Here is a 21573-nt window from a genome sequence, read left to right on the forward strand (position 1 = left end):
AGCGGCCCACCGAACCGGAGCCTCTGCCATGTCCGTCGCCGACCTGATCACGAAGACCGCCACCGAGATCGTCTCTCTGCTGAAGAAGGGCGAGGTCACCACCGGCGACCTTCTGGACGCGCTGGAGCAGCGCATCGAGGCGGTCGACGGCACGATCAACGCCCTGCCGACCCTGTGCTTCGACCGGGCCCGCGACCGCGCCTCGGCCGCGTCCAAGGACAGCGTGCTGGCCGGGCTGCCGGTGGCGATCAAGGATCTGACCGCGACGCAGGGCGTGCTCACCACCTACGGCTCGCCGATCTACAAGGACAACGTGCCCGACAGCTCCGACATCCTGGTGCAGATGCTGGAGGCCGAGGGCGGGGTGGTCTACGCCAAGGCCAACACCCCGGAATTCGGCGCCGGGGCGAACACCTTCAACGAGGTGTTCGGCCGTACGGTGAACCCCTGGAACACGTCGCGCAGCGTGGCCGGGTCGTCCGGCGGCTCGGCCGCGGCCCTGGCCTCGGGCACGGCATGGCTGGCCTCGGGCTCGGATCTCGGCGGCAGCCTGCGCAACCCGGCCAGCTTCTGCGGCATCGTCGGCTTCCGCCCGACCCCCGGCCGGGTCGCCCACGGCCCCTCCGATCTGCCCTTCGGCTCCATGTCGGTGGACGGACCGATGGCGCGCAACGTGCCGGATGTGGCCCTGATGCTGGACGCCATGGCCGGCGAACACCCCGTGGATCCGATGTCGCTGGCCCGGCCGGCGGAATCCTTCACCGACGCGGTCAAGGCCAAGCGGATGCCCAAACGGGTGGCGCTGAGCACCGATCTCGGCGGCATCACGCCGGTGGACAAGGAGGTCGCCGCCATCGTCGAGAAGGCGGCCAAGGTGTTCGAGGACATGGGCTGCATCGTCGAGGAGGCGAGCCCCGACTTCACCGACGTCCAGCTCGTGTTCCAGACCCTGCGTGCCATGCAGTTCGCCGCCGGCAAGAAGGCGCTGCTGGAGAAGCACCGCGATCTGCTCAAGCCCGAGGTGATCTGGAACATCGAGAAGGGTCTGGAGCTCACGATGGACGAGATCGCCCAGGCGGAACTCGCCCGCGGCCGGCTGTACCACCGGGTGGAGCAGTTCTATCGGACCTACGACCTGGTGCTGTCGCCGGCGACCATCGTGCCGCCCTATCCGGTCGAGCACCGCTATGTGGAGGCATGCAACGGCCACACCTTCTCGAACTATATCGAGTGGTGCACGGTGGCCTATGCCTTCACCTGTGCGAGCTGTCCGGCGCTGTCGGTGCCGGCGGGCTTCACCGCCGACGGGCTGCCGGTCGGCCTGCAGATCGCCGGCAGGCCGCGCGGCGAGGCCGACCTGCTGAGTGCCGCGGCGCTGTACGAGACTGCGGCGGGGATCAAGTCGGGCATCCCGATCGACCCGCGCGCGGGAAGCTGAAACCCCGCTTCTGTTCCGTCTCCAAGGCCGCGCGCCGGGGCCGAGGGTGACGGCGTGCTGGAGCGTCGGGCGAAAGCCTTGGGCGGTCCAACACGCTGAGGCCTGGATCCCGGGTCAAGCCCGGGAAGACGGGAAGGGAAAGTGTGGGGCTCGGCGTCCGCTCCACCACTCCCCCTCGCACTCCCCGGAACAGGTCCGCGGAGTAACGGAAGAGGGGGGCGCCCCCTCGGATCAGGTGAAATCCACCGTCACCGTGCCCAGCGGGCCGTAATCCGCCACGATCTTCTCGTTCGGCTGGGCCGGGTACGGCGGGGTGGTCGAGCCGGTGGTGACGTATTCACCGGCCGCGATCGACTTGCCGTGCTTGGCGAGTTCGTTCACCAGCCAGGCGGTCACCGCGTAGGGGCCGTTCTCGACATTGCCGCCCTTGCCCTCTCGCACGGTCTGGCCGTCGGCGGTGAGCGTGACGGCGAGGTCGAGCAGGTTCATGTCCGTCGCCCCGTCGACCGGCGCGCCCATGATCCAGAAGCCGTGGGCGCCGTCATCTGCGATCAGCGAGGCGCCGCCCGCCTTGGTCCAGCCGGCGCCGAACGGGGTGTCGACGATCTCGATCGCCGGCAGCACCGCGTCCACCGCGTCGATCACGTCCTCCTCGGTGACGGTCCGCTTCAGCCCGTCCAGCGGCTTGCCGAAGCGCAGGGCGATCTCCGGCTCGATCACCCGGATATACATGTCCTTGCTCGGGAAGGCGGCCGGGCTCTCGGTGGTCATGGTGGAGAGCAGCACGCCCCAGAACATGTCCGGCAGACCCAGCAGCTCGCGCGCGCCGGCATTGGTCGCGCCGATCTTGTAGCCGATGGACACGGCACCGTCGGCGGCCCGCATCTCGATCACTTCGGCCTGGATGGCGTAGCCGTCCTCGAGCTCCTCCGGCTTCTGGCCGTCGGGCAGGGCGTCCAGGGTTGCCTTGCGGGCCCGGTGGTCCTGGAGCGTGGCGGCGGCGGCTTTCACCATGTCTTCGGGCATCGGCATCTCGGCACTCCCTTGGGTTGTTGTTCCGCTTACGTACGACGGAGCACGGGGTATGTCACCCCGGCCTATGACCTGGGAACCGTCGCGCCGAAGAAAAGATCGCCGGCGGAGATCGCCCGCAGCGAGCCGTCGGCGGTGAGGATCTCGGCCCGGCACTGCGCGTCGAGGCCGCGCAGGGTGCCGGCGACGTCGTCGGCCGGGTCGTCGGTGATGCGGGCAACGATGGGACCGCCGATCCCGGCCAGATGTTCCATGACCGACGACCGGATCGCCGGCAGGCCGCCGGCCAGATAGGCGGCGAGCCGGCGCTCGAAATGCCGTGCCAGATCGTGCACCGCCCGGTCCCGGTCGATATCCGTGGCACCCTTGGCGGCGAGATCGGCGGCGGCGTAGAGCTGGCCGGTGGGCGGGGAGGAGACCAGGTTCACCCCGATGCCGCAGATCACCCAGGGCCGGCCGTCCCGCTCGCCGCTCTCCAGCAGGATGCCGGCCAGCTTGCCGCCGTCCACCAGCACATCGTTCGGCCATTTCAGCGCGACCGGTACATCGGTCGGCAAGGCGGCGCGGGCGAGGTCGAGCACGGCCAGTCCGCAGACCATGGACAGCCCCCATACCGGCGGCCAGTCGGGCGTGGGAAAGGCGATGCGGCTCCAGTACAGGTTGCCGGGCGGGCTGGTCCAGCTCCGCCCGCGCCGCGCCCGTCCGCCGGTCTGCTCTCGCGCGGTGACGATGGTGCCCTCGGCGAGGCGTCCGTCGGCGATCCGCCTGCGGGCCTCCAGGTTGGTGCTGTCGACGGTGTCGAGATCGATGATCGGGGCGCTCATGGAGGCCGGATCGCACGGACCGGTGGTCCGATCAAGCCGGATCGCCCTCGCTTGAGGCGGCCCGGCCCCGCCTGTATAGTCCGCGCGGAAAATTTCGCGCTGCAGCATAAGCGGTGGAAGAACCCGGGAGAGGGACGGCATGAGCGATGTGAATGGCGGGGAGGTCGGCCAAAAGGAAGTTGGCCAGTACTTCCTCGAGGACCTCACGGTCGGCATGACGTCCGACTACGACCGTGTGGTGACCGAGGACATGATCGAGCAGTTCGCCGAGGTCTCCGGCGACCACAACCCGCTGCATCTCGACGAGGAATATGCCAAGACCACCATGTTCAAGGGCCGCATCGCCCACGGCATGCTGGGAGCGGCGTTCATCTCCAAGGTCTTCGGGACCCAGATGCCGGGCAAGGGCTCGGTCTATATCTCCCAGACCCTGCGGTTCCTGGCGCCGGTGCGGATCGGCGATACGGTGACGACCACCGTGGAGGTCGTGGACATCAACCCCGAGAAGAAGCGGGTGGCCTTCCGCTCGCGCTGCCGGGTCGGGCGCACCGTGGTGATCGACGGCGACGCCACCATCCTGGTACCGTCGCGCGCGGCGAGCCAGGCGGCCTGACCGGCGGAAAGGCAGTCCTGTGGAAATCCTGCGTTCGCTAGAGGCCGTGGAGCCCCGCCATCGGGGCTCGGTGGCGGCCATCGGCAATTTCGACGGCGTGCATCTTGGGCATCGGGCGGTTATCGGCGAGGCGGCCCGGATCGCCGGCGACCTGCACGCGCCGCTGTCGGTGGTGACCTTCGAGCCGCACCCGCGCCAGTTCTTCCAGGCCAACCTGGACCCGTTCCGGCTGAGTACGTCCAAGGGCCGGGCGACCCGGCTGGAGGATCTCGGCGTCGACACCCTGTTCGAGCTGCCGTTCAACCAGGAATTCGCCCAGCTCAGCGCCGAGGCGTTCATCGACGACGTGCTGCTCGGCCGGCTCGGCCTGCGCCATGTGGTGATCGGCTACGACTTCAATTTCGGCCACCGCCGGCGCGGCACCCCCGACATGCTGGTGGAGCGGGCGTCCCAGAAGGGCTTCGCCGCCACCAAGGTCGCCGCCGTGCATGAGAGCGACGGTGCGGTCTATTCCTCGTCGCGCATCCGCCAGTGCCTGATGGAGGGCGATCCGCGCGGGGCCGCCTCCCTGCTCGGCGCACCCTGGGAGATCACCGCCACCGTCGAGGAGGGCGACAGGCGCGGCCGCACCATCGGCTTCCCCACCGCCAACCTGCGCCTGGGCGACCTGCTCTGCCCGCGGCTCGGCGTCTATGCGGTGCGCGCCATGCTGACCGGCGGCGAGGGATCGGGCACCTGGATGCCCGGCGTGGCCAATCTCGGCCTCCGGCCGACGGTCAACGACCGGGGTGTGCTGCTGGAGGTCCACCTGTTCGACCGGGAAATCGACCTCTACGGCCGCGATCTCCGTGTGAGATTGGTTGACTTTATCCGGCCGGAGCGGAAGTTTGGCGGCCTGGACGAGCTGACGGCGCAGATCGGTGCCGATGCGGCTCAGGCGCGGGAGCTTCTGGGGCATTGATCATCCCTGTGGTCCCGGCTCCCCAACGACACGGACGTTCGAGATGACGACGGACTACAAGAGCACGGTGTTCCTGCCGAAGACGGATTTTCCCATGCGCGCCGGCCTGCCGAAGCGCGAGCCGGAGATTCTCGCCTGGTGGAAGGAGATCGATCTCGACCGGCGCATCCGCGAGGTCCGCAAGGGCGCGGAGCCGTTCATCCTGCATGACGGCCCGCCCTATGCGAACGGCCACCTGCATATGGGCCACGCGCTGAACAAGATCCTGAAGGATCTGGTCAACCGCACCCAGCACATGGCCGGCAAGCGCACCCATTACGTTCCGGGCTGGGACTGCCACGGCCTGCCGATCGAGTGGAAGATCGAGGAGGACTACCGGTCCAAGGGCAAGGACAAGGACGCCGTGCCGGTGGTCGAGTTCCGCCGCCAGTGCCGCGAGTTCGCCGACCAGTGGATCGACACCCAGCGCGAGGAGTTCAAGCGCCTGGGCGTGACCGGCGACTGGGACCACTACTACACCACGATGACCTTCAAGGCCGAGGCGCAGATCGCCCGCGAGATCGGCAAGTTCCTGATGGACGGCAGCCTGTACAAGGGCGCGCGGCCGGTCATGTGGTCGGTGGTGGAGAAGACCGCGCTGGCCGATGCCGAGATCGAGTATCACGACCACACCTCGACCACGATCCATGTGCGCTTCCCGGTGATCAAGCCGGGCAACCCGGCGCTGGACGGCGCGGCGATCGTCATCTGGACGACCACCCCCTGGACCATGCCGGGCAACCGCGCCGTCGCCTATGGCGATGACATCGACTACGTGGTGGTCGAACCGACCGAGGTGGCCGAGAACAGCCTGGCCGTGGTCGGCGAGAAGCTGGTGGTCGCCCGCACCCTGCTGGACGACTTCAAGGCGCAGACCAAGGTTACCGCGCTGAAGGAAGTGGCGAGCCTCAAGGGCGCAGACATCGCCGGTACGGTCTGCGCCCATCCGCTGCGCGGCCAGGGCTACGACTACGACGTGCCGGCGCTGGCCGCCGACTTCGCCACCGACGACGCCGGCACCGGCTTCGTGCACATCGCGCCGGGCCATGGCGCCGACGACTTCGTGCTGGGCAAGGCGAACGATCTGGAGGTGCCGCAGACCGTCGGGGACGACGGCGTGTTCTACGACCACGTGCCGATCTTCGCCGGCATGCACGTGCTCGAGGACAACATGAAGATCGCGGCCATCATCCGCGACCATGGCGGCCTCATCGCGCGCGGCAAGGTCAAGCACTCCTATCCCCATTCCTGGCGCTCCAAGGCGCCGCTCATCTTCCGCAACACCTCTCAGTGGTTCATCTCCATGGAGACCACCGGGCTGCGGGACAAGGCGCTGAAGGCGATCGACGAGACCCGCTTCGTGCCCGCCGCCGGCCAGAACCGGCTGCGCGGGATGATCGAGACCCGGCCGGACTGGTGCATCAGCCGCCAGCGCGCCTGGGGCGTGCCGATCCCGGTCTTCACGTCCAAGGAGACCGGCGAGCCGCTGCGCGACCAGGCGGTGATCGACCGGGTGGCCGAGGCGTTCGAGAAGGAAGGGGCGGACGCCTGGTTCTCCAGCGACCCGTCGCGCTTCCTGGGCCCCGATCACGACCCGAAGGATTACGAGCAGGTCTCCGACATCGCAGATGTCTGGTTCGACAGCGGCTCGACCCATGCCTTCGTGCTGGAATCCGAGGACGAGGCATGGGTCGATCTGCCCTGGCCGGCCCAGCTCTATCTGGAAGGCTCCGACCAGCATCGCGGCTGGTTCCACTCCTCCCTGCTGGTCGGCTGCGGCACCCGCGGCCGGGCGCCCTACGAGGCGGTGCTGACCCACGGCTTCATCAACGCCGAAGACGGCCGCAAGATGTCGAAGTCCCTGGGCAACGGCGTCGACCCGCTGGAGGTGATCGAGCAGAGCGGCGCCGACATCCTGCGGATCTGGGTGGTCAGCTCCGACTTCACCGAGGATCTGCGGGTCGGCCCGGGCATCCTGAAGCACGCGGTCGACCATTACCGGCGGCTGCGCAATACCCTGCGCTACGTGCTGGGCGCGCTGGACGGCTACTCCGCGTCGGAGGCGCTGCCGGCCGAGCGCATGCCCGAGCTGGAGCGCTGGGTCCTGCACCGGATCTCGGAGATCGACGCGGTGGTGCGCCAGTGCACCCACGATTTCGACTACCACACCATGTTCCTGACGCTGCACCAGTTCTGCGCCAGCGACCTGTCGGCCTTCTATTTCGACATCCGCAAGGACTCGCTGTACTGCGACGCGCCGCAGAGCGACCGGCGTCGGGCCGTGCGCACGGTGATGAACACCCTGTTCGAGTGCCTGACCACCTGGCTGGCGCCGATCTGCTGCTTCACCGCCGAGGAAGCCTGGCGGGCGCGCAACACCGGCGAATTCGACTCCGTGCACCTGCAGGCCTATCCGACCATCCCGGCCGAGTGGCGCGACGAGGCGCTGGCGGAGAAATGGGCGAAGATCCGCGCGGTGCGCCGCGTGGTCACCGGCGCGCTGGAGCTGGAGCGGGCGGAGAAGCGCATCGGCTCCTCGCTGCAGGCGGCCCCGACCGTCTACATGTCGGCGGCCGAGAAGGCGGCGTTCGAGGGCCTGGACGCGGCGGAGATCTTCATCACCTCCGGCGCCACCCTGAGCGAAGGCACGGGACCGGACGCGGCCTATCGCCTGCCGGACGTCGCCGGCGTCGCCTGCGATCCGACCCCGGCTGCGGGCGAGAAATGCGAGCGCTGCTGGCGCGTCCTGCCCGAGGTGGCGGTCGGCGATCCGATCTGCGATCGCTGCGAGGATGCGGTGTCCGGCTTGGTCGACGCGGCCGAGTGAGCATCGCGGGATGAGGTCTGCGCTCACCCGTGGTCTGGGGCTCGGCGTCCTGGTCGTCATCGCCGACCAGGCGACCAAGCTGTGGGCGCTGTCGGCCCTGTTCGATCCGCCGCGCCGCGTGCCGATCCTGCCGTTTCTCGATTTCGTACCAGTCTGGAACCGCGGCGTCAGCTTCGGCCTGCTGGCCAACGACAGTCCGTGGGGGCCCTGGCTGCTCAGCGGCTTCGCCCTGCTGGTCTGCCTCTTCATGGGCGCCTGGCTGATGCGGGCCACGAGCTGGCCGCTGATCTTCGGCCTCGGCGCCGTGATCGGCGGGGCAGTCGGCAACGTGATCGATCGCGTGCTATATGGCGCCGTCGTCGACTTCATCGACGTGCACTATGGCGGTTGGCACTGGCCGGCCTTCAACATTGCTGATTCTGCGATTACCTTAGGCGTCGGCCTCTTGCTGCTCGATGCCTTCGGCATCGGCACCCGCAAAGGGGAGACCGAGGGAGGACATGGAAACGATGGGTGAGACCGCCGACCGGGCGCGCACCGTGGGGCGCGCTGCCCGCATCGTCCCGGCCGCCGTGCTGGCGGTCATCATGGCCGTCGGCCTGGGCGGCTGCGGCCAGCTGCGCGACGCGCTGGGCCAGACCAAGGATCCGCCGGACGAGTTCCAGGTGGTGGCCCGCGCTCCGCTGGCGCTGCCGCCGAACTACGACCTGCGCCCGCCGCGCCCCGGCACGCCGCGTCCGCAGGAGCGCTCGACCACCGATGCCGCCGCCGAGCGGATTCTCGGCCGGGCGGCGCGCGCCACGACCGCCAACCCGAACGCCGTTCCGGCGGCTCCGGTCGTTGTGAACTCGATCGGCGAGGCGAAGTTCCGCCAGCAGCTCGGCGTCGACCAGGCCGAGCCCGGGATCCGCGAGACCGTGGACAAGGAGACGGCGGACTACGTATACGAGACCCGCTATCCGATCGATCATCTGCTGTTCTGGAAGGACGACCCGGAGCGGGGCGTGCTGCTGGACGCCAGCAAGGAGCAGCAGCGTCTGCAGGAGAACGCAGCCCTGGGGCGCAAGCCGAACGAGGGCGAGCTGCCGACGATCACGCGGAACCGCGAGGGCCTGCTGCAGCGGATCTTCTGATCCGATCCCGCTTCGACCGGCACGGACCCGGAAAAAAGGCCGTGCCGGTCGCGAAACCGCCATATTCCCCGCGTCGTATCGCCCGGTTTCCGGCATCCCCGACCCGACCAGAGGGTGCGGGATCTCCGGTTTCCGTCAGGGCGGTTTGACGAATGGATCGTGGGCCGCCATGTCTGACGCGTGCCTGCTGTCCGGACGGAGAAATTCGGCAATGCGATTTCCCTTAGCGACCGGTCGTCTTCTCGGCCTCCTGACCCTGCTTGTCGCCCTGGCCGCGCCGGCGCGCGCGGCGGTGTTCGACCCGACCACCTTCACCCTGGCGAACGGGCTTCAGGTGGTGGTGGTCGAGAACGATCGCGCCCCGGTGGTCAGCCACATGGTGTTCTACAAGGTCGGCGCCGCCGACGAGCCCAAGGGCAAGTCTGGCATCGCCCATTTCCTGGAGCACCTGATGTTCAAGGGGACCGATACGGTGGCCCCGGGCGAGTTCTCGGCGATCATCAAACGCATCGGCGGCCAGGAGAACGCCTTCACCTCCTACGACTACACCGGCTACTACCAGAACGTCGCCAAGCAGCATCTCGGCCGGATGATGGAGCTGGAATCCGACCGGATGGCCAATCTGAAGCTGCCGGCCGACCAGATCGCTCCGGAGCTCGAGGTGGTCCGCGAGGAACGCCGGTCGCGCATCGACAACGACCCGTCCTCGCTGCACGGCGAACAGGTCATGGCCGCCACCTATCTGGCCTATCCCTACCGCATCCCGATCATCGGCTGGGAGGACGAGGTCGCCGCTCTGACCCAGGAGGATGCCGAGGCGTTCTACCGGACTTGGTACGCGCCGAACAACGCCGTGCTGGTGGTCGCCGGCGACGTGACCCCGGACGAGGTGCGCCGGCTGGCGCAGAAGACCTACGGCCAGATCCCCGCCCGCGAGGTCCCCGATCGGGTCGCCCTGCGCGGCGGCGAGCCGACGCAGCTCGCCGAGCGGCGGATCGAGGGCACCCATCCCCGGGTCGATCAGCCGACCTGGTCGCGCCGCTGGATCGCCCCCGGCCAGGTCTGGGGCGACACCGACCTGGCGCCGGCCCTGGAGGTGGCGGCCGAGATCCTCGGTGGCGGCTCCACCAGCCGGCTGTACCGCGCCCTGGTGGTCGAGCAGGCCAAGGCGGTCTATGCCGGCGCCGGATACGGACCCTCCGGGCTCGGACCGCAGACCTTCGCCGTCTATGCCAGCCCCCGCGCCGACGTGAGCGTGGAAGAGCTCGAAGATGCGATGGAGGCGGAGATCGCCCGCATGCTGCGCGACGGGGTCACCGCCGAGGAGGTCGAGTCGGCGGTCACGCGCATGAAGCGCAGCGCGGTCTTCGCCCGCGACGATTCCCTCGCCCCCGCCCGGCTGTTCGGGGCGGAGCTCGCCTCCGGCGGCACCATCGCCGATGTGGAGGAGTGGCCCGAGCGGATCGGGGCCGTGACCCCCGACGCCGTCGTGACGGCCCTGCGCGCGGTCATCGTCGACCCGCACTCCGTCACCAGCATTCTGCGCCCCGAGCCCCGGAGCTGAGCGCCATGAAAAGCCTTCTTCGACTTGTCTTCTGCGTCCTCGTCCTAGCTCCCGGCGGCGCCCTGGCCCTGGAGATCCAGCCGGTCACCAGCCCGGGCGGCATCAAGGCCTGGCTGGTGGAGGACCACCGCAACCCGATCCTGTCCCTGAACTTCTCCTTCCGCGGCGGCGAATCCGCCGACCCGAAGGGCAAGGAGGGCCGGGCCCGCCTGGTCTCCGGCCTGCTGGACGAAGGGGCGGGCGATCTGGATTCCCAGGCCTTCCAGAAGGCCCTGGCGGACAACTCGATCACCATCCGTTTCGACAGCCGCTCGGACCGGTTCTCGGGCCGCATGGTCACCCTGACCGAAACCCGCCAGAAGGCGGTCGATCTGCTCCGCCTCGCCCTCACCGAGCCGCGTTTCGACCCGGAGCCGGTGGAGCGGATCCGCGCCCAGGTGGTCGCCTCCCTGCGCCGCGACCTGCAGAGCCCGCGCACGATCGCCGGCCGTACCTGGTGGGCCACAAGCTTCCCCGACCATCCCTATGGCCGGTCCGGCGACGGCACCCTGGAGAGCGTGGCGGCGGTGACGGCCGACGACCTGCGGGCGTTCACCGATGCCGTGCTGGCGCGCGAAGATCTGGTGGTCGGTGCGGTCGGCGACATCAATGCCGAGGAGCTGGGCAAGCTGCTCGACACGGTGTTCGGCGGCCTGCCGGAAGCCTCCAAGGCGCCGGCGATCGAGGACACGGTGCCGGTGCACACCGGCGAGACAATCGTGGTCGACCTGAAGATCCCCCAGTCCGTGGTCGTGTTCGGCCAGGCCGGCATCGAGCACGAGGACCCGGACTGGTACACCGCCAACCTGCTCAACCGGGTGATGGCCGGCGGTTTCGGCTCGCGGCTAATGGAGGAGATCCGGGAGAAGCGCGGCCTGGTCTACGGCGTGTGGGCCTACCTGCTGCCGCTGGACCATTCGCCGATGATCATGGGCGGCCTCGCCTCGCAGAACGCCCGGGTGGCCGAGGCGGTCGCGCTGGTCCGGCAGGAATGGGAACGCATGGCCGAGACGGGGCCGACCCAGGAGGAACTGGACGACGCCCGCACCTATCTGCTCGGCTCCTTCCCGCTCAGCCTGACCGATTCGGATGGCATCGCCTCCATTCTGGTTTCGCTGCAGGAGAATGACCGGCCGATCGACTATCTCGACCGGCTGGAGGAGATCTATGGCGGCATCACTCTGGCCGACGCCCGCCGGGTGGCAGCGAAACTCTATCGCGCGAAGGAATTGACCGTGGTCGTTGCCGGTCAACCCGAGGGGATCGAGCCCGCCGGGTCGGCGTCCGCGCCCGCGTCCGGCGGCTGACGTACCGGAGCACGGATGACGGCAGGGGCGGCGATCGACTACCTTAAGGGGAGAGGAGAGCCGGATGCTGCATGACCTGCCGATCGCCAACGACATAGACGCCTGCTTCGCGCATAAGGCCGCCGCCGGGCTGCCGCGCGACACGTTCGAGGCCATGGGTGAGGCCGGCAGGACGGCGCTGGCGTTCATCCGCGCGCGCCTCGACGACGGCAGCCTGCCGGTGCTCACCCTGCCGCGCCGGCGCGACGACATCGTCGCCTGGAAGCCGATCGTCGACCGCTACCGCTCGCTCTATGACGACGTGGTGGTGCTCGGCATCGGCGGATCGTCCCTGGGCGGGGCGACCCTCTGCGCCCTGGTCGACGGCGGCGGGGTGACCGGACCGCGGGTGCACTTCCTCGACAACATCGACCCGATCGGCTTCGATTCGCGGCTGGCGCGGCTGGACATGGGCCGCACCGGCTTTCTGGCGATCTCAAAGTCCGGCGGCACGGCGGAGACCCTGACCCAGCTGCTGATCGTCATCGACCGGCTGACCGAACGGCTGGGTAAGGAGAATCTGGGCACCCACATCACCTGCATCGCCGAGGCGACCGACAACCCGCTGCGCCGCATCGCCTCGGAGCACGGGCTGTTCTGCCTGGAGCACGATCCCAAGGTGGGCGGCCGGTTCTCCGCGCTCTCCGTCACCGGCCTGCTGCCGGCGGCCATCGCCGGGGTCGACGTGGAAGGCGTGCGCCGGGGGGCTGCCGCCATGCTGGACGCCGCCCTGTCGGCGGAGAACCCGCTGGACGATCCCGCCATCGCCGGGGCCGCGATCAACGTGGCGCTGGCCCGCGACCACGGGATCAGCCAGACCGTCCTGCTGCCCTATGTGGACCGGCTCGACCGGTTGTCCTTCTGGTTCCGCCAGCTTTGGGCCGAGAGCCTCGGCAAGGAGGGTCACGGCACCACCCCGGTCAACGCGCTCGGCGCCGTCGACCAGCACAGCCAGATGCAGCTCTACCTGGCCGGGCCGCGCGACAAGCTGTTCACCGTGATCTGCAGCGATCCGCGCGGTCGCGGCGGACAGGTGCGCGCCGAAGTGGCCGGCAGCGCCGCGGAGTCCCTGGACTATCTGGTCGGCCGCACCATGGGCGATCTGATGGCGGCGGAGCAGCGGGCGACCATCGACACCCTGATCAGGAACGGCTGTCCGACCCGGGTGATCCGCTTCAACACCCTGAACGAGGAGGTGATGGGCGGGCTGATGATGCAGTTCATTCTGGAGACCATCGCCGCCGCCCAGATGCTCGGCATCGACGCCTTCGACCAGCCGGCGGTCGAGGAGAGCAAGGTGCTCGCCCGGCAGTTCCTGCGCGAGGCGACCTGATGCCCGAAGGGGCCGGCAACGCTGCAGAGACCTCTGCCGCGTCCCCGATGCCGACGCTGCGGCGTCTGCCGGAGACGCTGGTCAACCAGATCGCCGCCGGCGAGGTGGTGGAGCGGCCGGCCAGCGCCCTGAAGGAACTGGTGGAGAACGCGCTGGACGCCGGCGCCCGTCGCATCGACATCGTGCTGCGCGAGGGCGGGCGCAGCCTGATCCAGGTGTCCGACGACGGCTGCGGCATGGAGGCCGACGGCCTGTCCCTGGCGGTGGAGCGCCATGCCACCTCCAAGCTGCCGGACGACGACCTGACGCATATCTCGACCCTCGGCTTCCGGGGCGAGGCGCTGCCGTCGATCGGCGCGGTCAGCCGGCTGTCGATCACCTCGCGGGCCCGCGGCGGCGACACCGCCTGGCGGATCCGCGTGGAAGGCGGTCGCCTCAGCCCGCCGGAACCGGCGGCGCTGACCGCCGGTACGCGGGTGGAGGTGCGCGACCTGTTCTTCGCCACCCCGGCCCGTCTGAAGTTCCTGAAGGCCCCGCGCACCGAGCAGGGCCATGCGGTGGAGATCATCCAGCGCCTCGCCATGGCCCATCCGGAGGTCGCCTTCTCGCTGGGCGACGGCAGCCGCACCCTGCTCGACCTGGCCGCCGCGCCGGATCTCGCCATCGGCGACGACCCGTACCGGGCGCGGCTGGCCCGTCTGGGCGCCATCCTGGGCCGCGAGTTCGAGGACAACGCGCTGCCGGTCAATGCCGAGCGCGCCGGATACCGGCTGACCGGCCATGCCGGCCTGCCGACCCTGCACAAGCGGACCAGCGCCCAGCAGTTCCTGTTCGTGAACGGCCGCCCGGTGCGCGACAAGCTGCTGCTCGGGGCGGTGCGCGGCGCCTATATGGATTTCATCTCCGCCGACCGCCATCCGATGGTGGCGCTGTTCCTGGAGCTGCCGGCCGAGGAGGTGGACGTGAACGTCCATCCGGCCAAGACCGAGGTGCGGTTCCGCGATGCCGGACTGGTGCGCGGCCTGATCGTCGGTGCGCTGAAGCACGCCCTGGCCGAGGCCGGGCACCGGGCCTCGACCACCGTCGGCACCGCCACCCTGGGCGCGTTCCGGCCGCAGGAGGGTCCGCATCAGGGGCCTTACCAGGGCGGCTATCCGCGGCCGCATTCCGGGGCGAGCGCGTCCTGGGCCACCTATCATCCGTCGCATCCCTCCCAGGGTCTCGCCGAGGCCCAGGCCGCCTGGCAGGCACCGGACAGGGGAGGATCGGGCGGCGGCTTCGCCTTCGACAGCGCCCCGGCGGCCCGGGTCGAGACCGGCGCCCCGATGCCGGTGGAGCACGACCCCGACCATCCGCTGGGGGCCGCCAAGGCGCAGGTGCACGCCAACTACATCATCGCCCAGACGGGGGACGGTCTCGTCATCGTCGACCAGCACGCCGCCCATGAGCGGCTGGTCTACGAGCGCATGAAGGAGGCGCTGGCGGCCGGTGGCGTGGCGCGTCAGGCCTTGCTGCTGCCCGAGGTGGTCGAGCTGGAGGAAGCGGCCGTCGACCGGCTGGTCTCCCGCGCGCCGGAGCTTGAGGCGCTGGGCCTGGTGCTGGAGGGGTTCGGCCCCGGTGCCGTGGTGGTGCGCGAGGTGCCGGCTCTGCTCGGCCAGACCGACGCCGCCGGGCTGGTCCGCGACCTGGCCGAGGATCTGGCGGAGGCCGATGCGGCCCTATCCCTGGAGGACCGGCTGGCCGATGTCTGCGGCACCATGGCCTGCCACGGCTCCGTGCGCTCGGGCCGGCGGCTCAATGCCGACGAGATGAACGCCCTGCTGCGCCAGATGGAGGCGACCCCGCATTCCGGACAGTGCAATCACGGCCGCCCGACCTATGTGGAGCTGAAGCTCAGCGACATCGAGCGGCTGTTCGGGCGGCGGTAATTTGCCGGCGGTAAATTAAAGCCCGTCATCCTGAATCGTTTCGGGATGACGGCTCAGGGGGGTGGAAGGGTCACCCCTCCATCGAGTCGAGCGCCTTCTTGAAGCGTCCCGCGTGGCTGGTTTCCGCCTTGGCGAGGGTCTCGAACCAGTCGGCGATCTCCTCGAAGCCCTCGGCGCGGGCCATGCGGGCCATCTCCGGATACATCTCGGTGGCGTCGTGGGTCTCGCCGAGGATCGCCGCCTTCAGATTGGCGCCGGTATCGCCGATCGGCGCGCCGGTCATCGGGTCGCCGACCTCCTCCAGGAACTCCAGATGACCGTGGGCATGGCCGGTCTCGCCCTCGGCGGTGGAGCGGAACACGGCGGCGATGTCGTTATAGCCCTCGATATCCGCCGTCAGCGCGAAATAGAGATAGCGCCGATTCGCCTGGGCCTCGCTGGCGAAAGCCTTCTTCAGGTTCGCCTCGGTCTTGGACCCCTTGAGGTCGGTCATGGGCATGCTCCGGTCGGAGGCGGGCCGGAAGAGACGTCAGCCGGCGGCTTTCCTGACGCGCACGATCAGGTCGACCCGCTCGATCTCCGCGCCGGGAGGGGCCGAGGGCAGGCTGCCGATGGAGACCTGGTCGGCCGGAATGTCGATCAGACGCCCGGTCTCCGCCTCGAAGAAATGGTGGTGACCCTGGGTGTTCGTGTCGAAATAGGACCGGCCCGCCTCGACCACGACCTCGCGCAACAGGCCGGCATCGGTGAACTGATGCAGGGTGTTGTAGACCGTCGCCAAGGAGACCCGCACGCCGTCGCGCTCCGCCTGGGAGTGCAGCTGCTCCGCCGTCACGTGCCGGTCGGCGCCGTCGAAAAGCAGACGGGCGAGGGAAAGGCGCTGGCGCGTCGGACGCAGTCCGGCTCCGCGCAATGTGTCCACGGCAGCGGCGAACGGTCGTGACGTCATGACGCGCATCCTGTGTGTTCTCGCTCGCGGAACCGACCGATAGGGCTTCCAAAAGCGTTGAAACAAAACGATTATCATGAAGACCGACAATTGGCAATCCATGCCCTTTGCAAGCTCGGGTGCGATGTGGTTTGCTTGGTCCGATTGAGCCCGACGGGAGGTCGTGGCTCAGAGCGCCGGGAATGCGGGGAGCGTATTCCCGGTGGATTGACGGACCCACGGACGGCGAGGCCGGCATTGGATTTCAAGAAGCGGAGCAGCTTCTCCTACAAGGATCTGCTCGAATGCGCCCACGGGCGCCTGTTCGGTCCCGGTAACGCGCAGCTGCCGCTGCCGCCGATGCTCATGTTCGACCGCATCACCCATATCGCCGAGACCGGCGGTGCCAACGGCAAGGGTGAGGTCGAGGCCGAGTTCGATATCAAGCCGGATCTCTGGTTCTTCGCCTGCCATTTCGAGGGCGACCCGGTCATGCCGGGCTGCCTGGGCATGGACGCGCTGTGGCAGCTGCTGGGCTTCACGCTCGGCTGGCTCGGCGGTCCGGGCTCCGGGCGCGCCCTGTCGGTCGGCGAGGTCAAGTTCAGCGGCCAGATTCTGCCGACCGCGAAAAAGGTCCGCTATCATCTCGACCTGAAACGGGTTATCAGCCGCAAGCTGTTCCTCGGCATCGCCGATGGATGGGTGGACTGTGACGGTGAACGGGTGTTCGAAGCCAAGGACATTCGAGTGGGCCTGTTCGCCAATCCGGCGGCGGCCCTGGCCTGACGGAGAATAAAATGCGACGCGTCGTCGTCACCGGTGTCGGTGTCGTTTCCCCGATTGGCAACGACAAGGCCGAGGTGACCGAATCACTCAAGATCGGCCGCTCGGGCATCACCTTTGCTCCCGAGTACAAGGAGATGGGGTTCCGCAGCCATGTGCACGGCTCGCTGAAGCTCAATCTCGAGGACCGGATCGACCGCAAGCTGCTGCGCTTCATGGGCGACGGGGCGGGGTATAACTATCTCGCCATGGAAGAGGCGATCGCCGACAGCGGTCTTGAGACCTCGGACATCTCCAATCCGCGCACCGGGCTGGTCATGGGCTCCGGCGGTCCGTCGACCCGGAACATGATGCAGGCCTTCGACACCGCGCGGGAGAAAAGCCCGAAGCGGGTCGGCCCGTACATGGTGCCGCGGGTGATGTCGTCGACCAACTCGGCCAACCTGTCGACCATCTACAAGATCAAGGGCCTGAGCTATTCGATCAGCTCGGCCTGCTCGACCAGCTCCCACTGCATCGGCAACGGCACCGAGCTGATCCAGTACGGCAAGCAGGACATCGTCTTCGCCGGCGGCGGCGAGGAGCTGCACTGGACCCTGTCCGTGCTGTTCGACGCCATGGGGGCGCTGTCCTCCAAGTACAACGAGACGCCGGAGAAGGCCTCGCGCCCCTACGACGTCAGCCGCGACGGCTTCGTCATCGCCGGGGGCGGCGGCGTGGTGGTGCTCGAGGAGCTCGAGCACGCCAAGGCGCGCGGCGCCAAGATCTACGGCGAAGTGGTCGGCTACGGCGCCACGTCGGACGGCGCCGACATGGTCGCGCCGTCGGGCGAGGGCGGGCTGCGGGCCATGCAGCTGGCGCTGACCGACGTCCACGATCCGGTCGACTACATCAACACCCACGGCACCTCGACGCCCGTCGGTGACATGGTCGAGCTGAGCTCGATCTCCGAGGTGTTCCGCGGTCAGAACAAGATCCCCTACATCAGTTCGACCAAGTCGATGACCGGTCACAGCCAGGGCGCGACCGGCGTGCACGAGGCGATCTACACGCTGCTGATGATGAATGGCGGCTTCATCGCGCCCTCGATCAACATCGACTCGATGGAACCGGAGGCGGAGTCCATGCCGATCGTGCGGGCGCCGATGCTGGACCAGGAAGTCAACGTCGCGCTGTCGAACAGTTTCGGTTTCGGCGGAACCAACGCCGTCCTCGCCTTCCGACGGGCGGACGTCTGAGCAACCGGGCGGCGCCCTTCGGTTCGCCGCCCACGCAAATTCCGCGATCCCGGCGCACCGCCGGGGCATTTCAGGAACAGGAGCCCGATGTCAGATTCGCCCTCCCCCCAGCCGATCATGGCCGGCAAGCGCGGGCTCATCATCGGCGTGGCCAATGACCGCTCGATCGCCTGGGGGATCGCAGCCGCCCTCGCGGAACACGGCGCGGAGCTCGCCTTCACCTATCAGAACGAGAGCATCGAGCGGCGGGTGAGACCGCTCGCGGAGTCGGTCGGCGCGGATATCGTGCTGCCGTGCGACGTGACCGACCATGAGTCGCTCGACGCCGTCGTGGCCCAGATCAAGGACCGCTGGGGCGGTCTCGACTTCGCCCTGCATGCCGTCGCCTATTCCGACAAGGCGGAGCTGAAGGGCAAGTACTACGACACGTCCCGGACCAACTTCATCAACACGATGGACGTGTCCTGCTACTCGTTCACGGCCCTGGCCCAGCGTCTCGCACCGCTGATGAGCGAGGGCGGCAGCCTGCTGACGCTGTCGTATCTCGGGGCCGAGCGCAGCACGCCGAACTATAACGTCATGGGCGTGGCCAAGGCGGCGCTGGAGGCGAGCGTGCGCTATCTGGCGGCCGATCTCGGACCGGACGGGATCCGCGTCAACGCCCTGTCGGCCGGCCCGATGCGTACCCTGGCGGGCTCGGCGATCGCCGATGCGCGCTACACCTTCCGATTCTCCGAGAACGCCGCCCCGCTCGGCCGCAACGCCGCGCTGGAGGAGGTCGGTCGTACCGGCATGTATCTGCTGTCGCGCCTGTCCTCCGGCGTCACCGGCGAGGTCGTGCATGTGGATGGCGGGTTCCATTCGGTCGCCATCCCGCATCCCAGCCGCCGCGAGGGCAACAAGGGCGAAGGCTGAGGGCTTTCGTCCGCCTCCTTCCCGTCTCCCCGGCCCGGCGCCGGGGTCCGGACGTCCCCGTGCCGAAGGGTCTGGATCAAGCGCTCCATCGGTCCCGCCCTGGCTCCCGGCTCGAGGCCGGGAAGACGCTGGGCGAGAGAGGGGAGCGGTGCTTGCAATCACTCACGACATCCCGCACTCCCCGGCCTTGTGCCGGGGCAACGAGTCCGACGTCCGGATGTGTGCCCCGGCGGATCCATCGCTTGTCCGGTCACAGGATAGAAACGCGCGTTTGAGTGGGAGGCGTCATGAGCCCTGCTCCGCCGCGGCTTCCTTCTGCCGGGTATGCACGTCCTCGGGCCAGCGCGACTTGATGAAGGCGATGATCGCCCAGATGTCGGCATCGGCCAGGTCGGCTTCGAAGGCCGGCATCTCGTTGCGGTAGCTCGGCGGCGAGAAGGGCTGGCCGCCGAACTTGATGACGTCGAACAGGTCGCGGTCGCTGAGCCGCCAGATCGGCGCCGTGCCCTCCAGGGGCAGCGGTGGGCGCCCGCCATCCGGAAAATCTCCGTCCCAGCCCGGCTTCCCGGCCAGATCGGCGCCGTGGCAGAAGGCGCAGTGCTGATCGTACAGGCTGTGGCCGAGGCCGACCTGGGCCGCGTTGGCGTGGTCGGCCGAGATCGCCGTCTGATTGGTGTAGCGCTCCCAGAACAGGTCGCCGGCCGTGATCAGGGCGCCGATGACCACCGCGGCGGCCAGGAACCGGCCCTTGGGGCCAAGCCGGTTGACCACGCCGCCGACGAGGCCGCCGCGTCCCGGAGTGGGGGCGTCGTCCTCGTCATCGGCAAACCGGCCCTGACCGCGGGCCGGATCGATCGCCCGTCCGGGCGGCTTGGGGATGCGGCCGCGCAGCCGCTGCTCGAAGCGGGACCGTCGGTCCCGACGGGCGGTTTTCGGATCGCGCATGGGCTGCCTCCGCCTCCTATCGCGTGGCGCGCGTCAGTCGACCTCGCGCACCTTCGGCGTCCCGAAAACATTGTCCAGCCAGTCCGGCCGGGCAAGTCCGGCGCGCACCTTGGCCTCCATCGCCGCCTCGCCGGCGCGCACCTGGTCGAGCCGGTCGGCGACATCGTCGATCCGGTCGTGGGGGACGATGACGACGCCGTCGCGGTCGGCCACCACCAGATCGCCGGAGGACACCGCGACGCCGCCGCACAGGATGTCGAGCCCGACCGTGCCGGGACCGACCCGGGCGGGCGAGTTCGGGGTGACGCCGCCGTGCCACACCGGCAGGCCCATACCCTCGACTCCGTCCTGGTCGCGGATCGCCCCGTCGGTGACGACACCGATGGCGCCGGCATTGCGCAGCATCCCGCACAGCAGATCGCCGGTCAGCGCGGTCTGGCGGTAGCCGTCGGCGGCGCAGACGATCACGTCGCCCTTCTGCAGCACGTCCAGACAAGCGGCGAGCGCCAGGTTGTCTGCCGGATGGGCGAAGGCGGTCAGAACCGGGGCGGCGATGGACACCGCCGGCGGGATCTGCGGCTTGATGTCCGGGGTCATGCCGCCCCGCCCTTCCATGGCGTCCACCACCTGGGCGGTGTAGGCGCCGCGGAAGCGGCGGAGCTGGGCCTCGCTCGGTCGCGGGAACTTCCGGCGGACGGTGAGGATGGGAGGATCTTCGAGCATGCGGTCAGGTCTCCGCGCGGGTGAACAGGGCGGCCATCGCCTCGGCACAGGCGGCGGGCTCCTCCTCGGCGAGGAAATGCCCGCAATCCAGGGCGACGGCCTCCACATCGTCGGCCCAGCGGCGCCAGACGTCCAGATGCCGCTCGTCCTTTTCCTTCAGGTAGCGCGACCCCCAGACCAGCAGGGTCGGGCAGGCGATACGCCTGCCGGCTTCCAGCGAGGCCTCGTCCAGGGCGAAATCCACCGTCGCCCCGGCCTGATAGTCGGCGAACATGGCGTCGACCACGGCCGGATCGCGGTAGGCGTCGCAATAGGCCTGCACCGCCGCATCGTCGAGCCGGTCGCGGTGGCCGGCCCAGCGGTCGATCAGGTGACGGACATAGCCCGGGCCGTCCGCCCCCACCATCCGGCGCAGGAACGGGTCGTCCTGGGCGAGCAGCAGCCAGTGATAGCCGCCCAGGGCCGAGCGCCAGTCCATGCGACGCCAGTTCTCCAGGGTCGGCAAGATGTCGAGGGCGGCGAAGCTGCGCACCCGCTCCGGCAGGTCCAGGGCCATGCGGTAGGCGATCCGGCCGCCGCGGTCGTGCCCGGCCAGGTGGAAGCTGTCATGGCCTAGCGCGGTCATCAGCCCGGCGCAGAGCTTGGCCAGATTGCGCTTGGAGAAGGTCTCGGGGCTCGGCTCGGGGCCGCGCGAGGCGCCATAGCCGGGCGTGTCCGGGATCACCAGCGTGAAGCGGTCGGCGAGCAGCGGGGTGAGCTGGTGGAAGGCCACATGGGTCTGGGGAAAGCCATGCAGCAGCAGGACCGGCGGTCCCGACCCGCCGATCCGGACGTGAAGCTCCGCCTCGTCGACGGTGATCCGGTCGGTGCTGAAGCCTTCGAACATGCCACTCTCCCTCAATCCCGGTAATAACCATGCTACGTCTGGGCACGGGGTTCCAGTACGGGAATGGACGCGAACAGG

Annotated in this window: 20 protein-coding genes; 13 read left to right on the top strand and 7 right to left on the bottom strand. The window is 69.1% G+C overall.

The window, feature by feature from the left end; all coding sequences use genetic code 11:
- Positions 1–28 precede the first annotated feature (28 nt).
- A complete protein-coding gene (locus tag G578_RS0123090; protein WP_028796244.1) occupies positions 29–1438 on the top strand; it encodes an amidase in 1410 nt (469 codons plus the stop codon).
- A 231-nt stretch (positions 1439–1669) separates the two neighbouring features.
- Here the strand turns inward: G578_RS0123090 and G578_RS0123095 are convergent, their stop codons facing one another.
- Both G578_RS0123095 and G578_RS0123100 read right to left on the bottom strand, forming a co-directional pair.
- Positions 1670–2470, bottom strand: a complete 801-nt coding sequence (locus G578_RS0123095) for a 2-keto-4-pentenoate hydratase (protein WP_028796245.1) — start codon at positions 2468–2470, stop codon at positions 1670–1672.
- 65 nt (positions 2471–2535) lie between these two features.
- Positions 2536–3294, bottom strand: coding sequence for a biotin--[acetyl-CoA-carboxylase] ligase (locus G578_RS0123100; protein WP_028796246.1), 759 nt, complete (start codon positions 3292–3294; stop codon positions 2536–2538).
- A gap of 139 nt (positions 3295–3433) precedes the next feature.
- Between G578_RS0123100 and G578_RS0123105 the strand changes: the two genes are divergently transcribed.
- The 9 genes from G578_RS0123105 (at position 3434) to mutL (ending at position 15077) form a co-directional block, all read left to right on the top strand.
- Complete coding sequence (locus tag G578_RS0123105; protein WP_038015746.1) at positions 3434–3907, top strand: MaoC family dehydratase; 474 nt, start codon at positions 3434–3436, stop codon at positions 3905–3907.
- Between the two features lie 19 nt (positions 3908–3926).
- Positions 3927–4868 carry a bifunctional riboflavin kinase/FAD synthetase gene (locus G578_RS0123110; protein ID WP_051245197.1) on the top strand — a complete coding sequence of 314 codons (942 nt, stop codon included), beginning with the start codon at positions 3927–3929 and terminating at the stop codon, positions 4866–4868.
- Between the two features lie 43 nt (positions 4869–4911).
- Entirely contained in the window at positions 4912–7734 is a 2823-nt protein-coding gene (ileS, locus tag G578_RS0123115; protein ID WP_028796249.1) for an isoleucine--tRNA ligase, read from the top strand.
- A gap of 10 nt (positions 7735–7744) precedes the next feature.
- Entirely contained in the window at positions 7745–8251 is a 507-nt protein-coding gene (gene lspA, locus G578_RS27870; protein WP_038015749.1) for a signal peptidase II, read from the top strand.
- Complete coding sequence (locus tag G578_RS0123125) at positions 8244–8867, top strand: DUF3035 domain-containing protein (RefSeq protein ID WP_051245198.1); 624 nt, start codon at positions 8244–8246, stop codon at positions 8865–8867. Before lspA ends, G578_RS0123125 begins: the two co-directional genes overlap by 8 nt.
- 211 nt (positions 8868–9078) lie before the next feature.
- A complete protein-coding gene (locus tag G578_RS0123130) occupies positions 9079–10431 on the top strand; it encodes a M16 family metallopeptidase (RefSeq protein WP_028796251.1) in 1353 nt (450 codons plus the stop codon).
- Positions 10432–10436: 5 nt separating this feature from the next.
- A complete protein-coding gene (locus G578_RS0123135; protein WP_038015752.1) occupies positions 10437–11777 on the top strand; it encodes a M16 family metallopeptidase in 1341 nt (446 codons plus the stop codon).
- 64 nt (positions 11778–11841) lie between these two features.
- Positions 11842–13149, top strand: coding sequence for a glucose-6-phosphate isomerase (locus G578_RS0123140; protein WP_028796253.1), 1308 nt, complete (start codon positions 11842–11844; stop codon positions 13147–13149).
- Between the two features lie 47 nt (positions 13150–13196).
- Positions 13197–15077: a DNA mismatch repair endonuclease MutL gene (gene mutL, locus G578_RS0123145; protein WP_028796254.1), complete on the top strand. Its 1881-nt coding sequence runs from the start codon at positions 13197–13199 to the stop codon at positions 15075–15077.
- Positions 15078–15147: 70 nt separating this feature from the next.
- Here mutL and G578_RS0123150 read toward each other — a convergent pair whose 3' ends face one another.
- The gene (locus tag G578_RS0123150; RefSeq protein ID WP_028796255.1) at positions 15148–15570 is read right to left on the bottom strand and encodes a rubrerythrin family protein; all 423 of its coding nucleotides are present in this window, start codon (positions 15568–15570) and stop codon (positions 15148–15150) included.
- Between the two features lie 36 nt (positions 15571–15606).
- Positions 15607–16035: an iron response transcriptional regulator IrrA gene (gene irrA / locus G578_RS0123155; protein ID WP_028796256.1), complete on the bottom strand. Its 429-nt coding sequence runs from the start codon at positions 16033–16035 to the stop codon at positions 15607–15609.
- A gap of 228 nt (positions 16036–16263) precedes the next feature.
- Here irrA and fabA point away from each other — a divergent pair, with 228 nt between their 5' ends.
- The 3 genes from fabA to G578_RS27875 all read left to right on the top strand — a co-directional run bounded on the left by fabA (position 16264) and on the right by G578_RS27875 (position 18941).
- Complete coding sequence (gene fabA / locus G578_RS0123160) at positions 16264–16791, top strand: bifunctional 3-hydroxydecanoyl-ACP dehydratase/trans-2-decenoyl-ACP isomerase (RefSeq protein WP_028796257.1); 528 nt, start codon at positions 16264–16266, stop codon at positions 16789–16791.
- A gap of 11 nt (positions 16792–16802) precedes the next feature.
- Positions 16803–18026, top strand: a complete 1224-nt coding sequence (gene fabB, locus G578_RS0123165) for a beta-ketoacyl-ACP synthase I (protein WP_028796258.1) — start codon at positions 16803–16805, stop codon at positions 18024–18026.
- 87 nt (positions 18027–18113) lie between these two features.
- The gene (locus tag G578_RS27875; protein WP_245565678.1) at positions 18114–18941 is read left to right on the top strand and encodes an enoyl-ACP reductase FabI; all 828 of its coding nucleotides are present in this window, start codon (positions 18114–18116) and stop codon (positions 18939–18941) included.
- A gap of 285 nt (positions 18942–19226) precedes the next feature.
- Here the strand turns inward: G578_RS27875 and G578_RS27880 are convergent, their stop codons facing one another.
- Genes G578_RS27880 through G578_RS0123185 form a run of 3 tightly spaced genes read right to left on the bottom strand, consistent with a single transcriptional unit; the run spans position 19227 to position 21495 of the window.
- On the bottom strand, positions 19227–19886 hold the full coding sequence (locus G578_RS27880; RefSeq protein ID WP_051245199.1) for a c-type cytochrome: 660 nt from the start codon (positions 19884–19886) through the stop codon (positions 19227–19229).
- A gap of 33 nt (positions 19887–19919) precedes the next feature.
- Complete coding sequence (locus G578_RS0123180; protein ID WP_028796259.1) at positions 19920–20609, bottom strand: RraA family protein; 690 nt, start codon at positions 20607–20609, stop codon at positions 19920–19922.
- Between the two features lie 4 nt (positions 20610–20613).
- Positions 20614–21495, bottom strand: coding sequence for an alpha/beta fold hydrolase (locus G578_RS0123185; RefSeq protein WP_028796260.1), 882 nt, complete (start codon positions 21493–21495; stop codon positions 20614–20616).
- Positions 21496–21573: the final 78 nt, after the last annotated feature.

Origin of the sequence: Thalassobaculum salexigens DSM 19539, assembly GCF_000423805.1 — a bacterium.
Classification (GTDB): domain Bacteria; phylum Pseudomonadota; class Alphaproteobacteria; order Thalassobaculales; family Thalassobaculaceae; genus Thalassobaculum; species Thalassobaculum litoreum.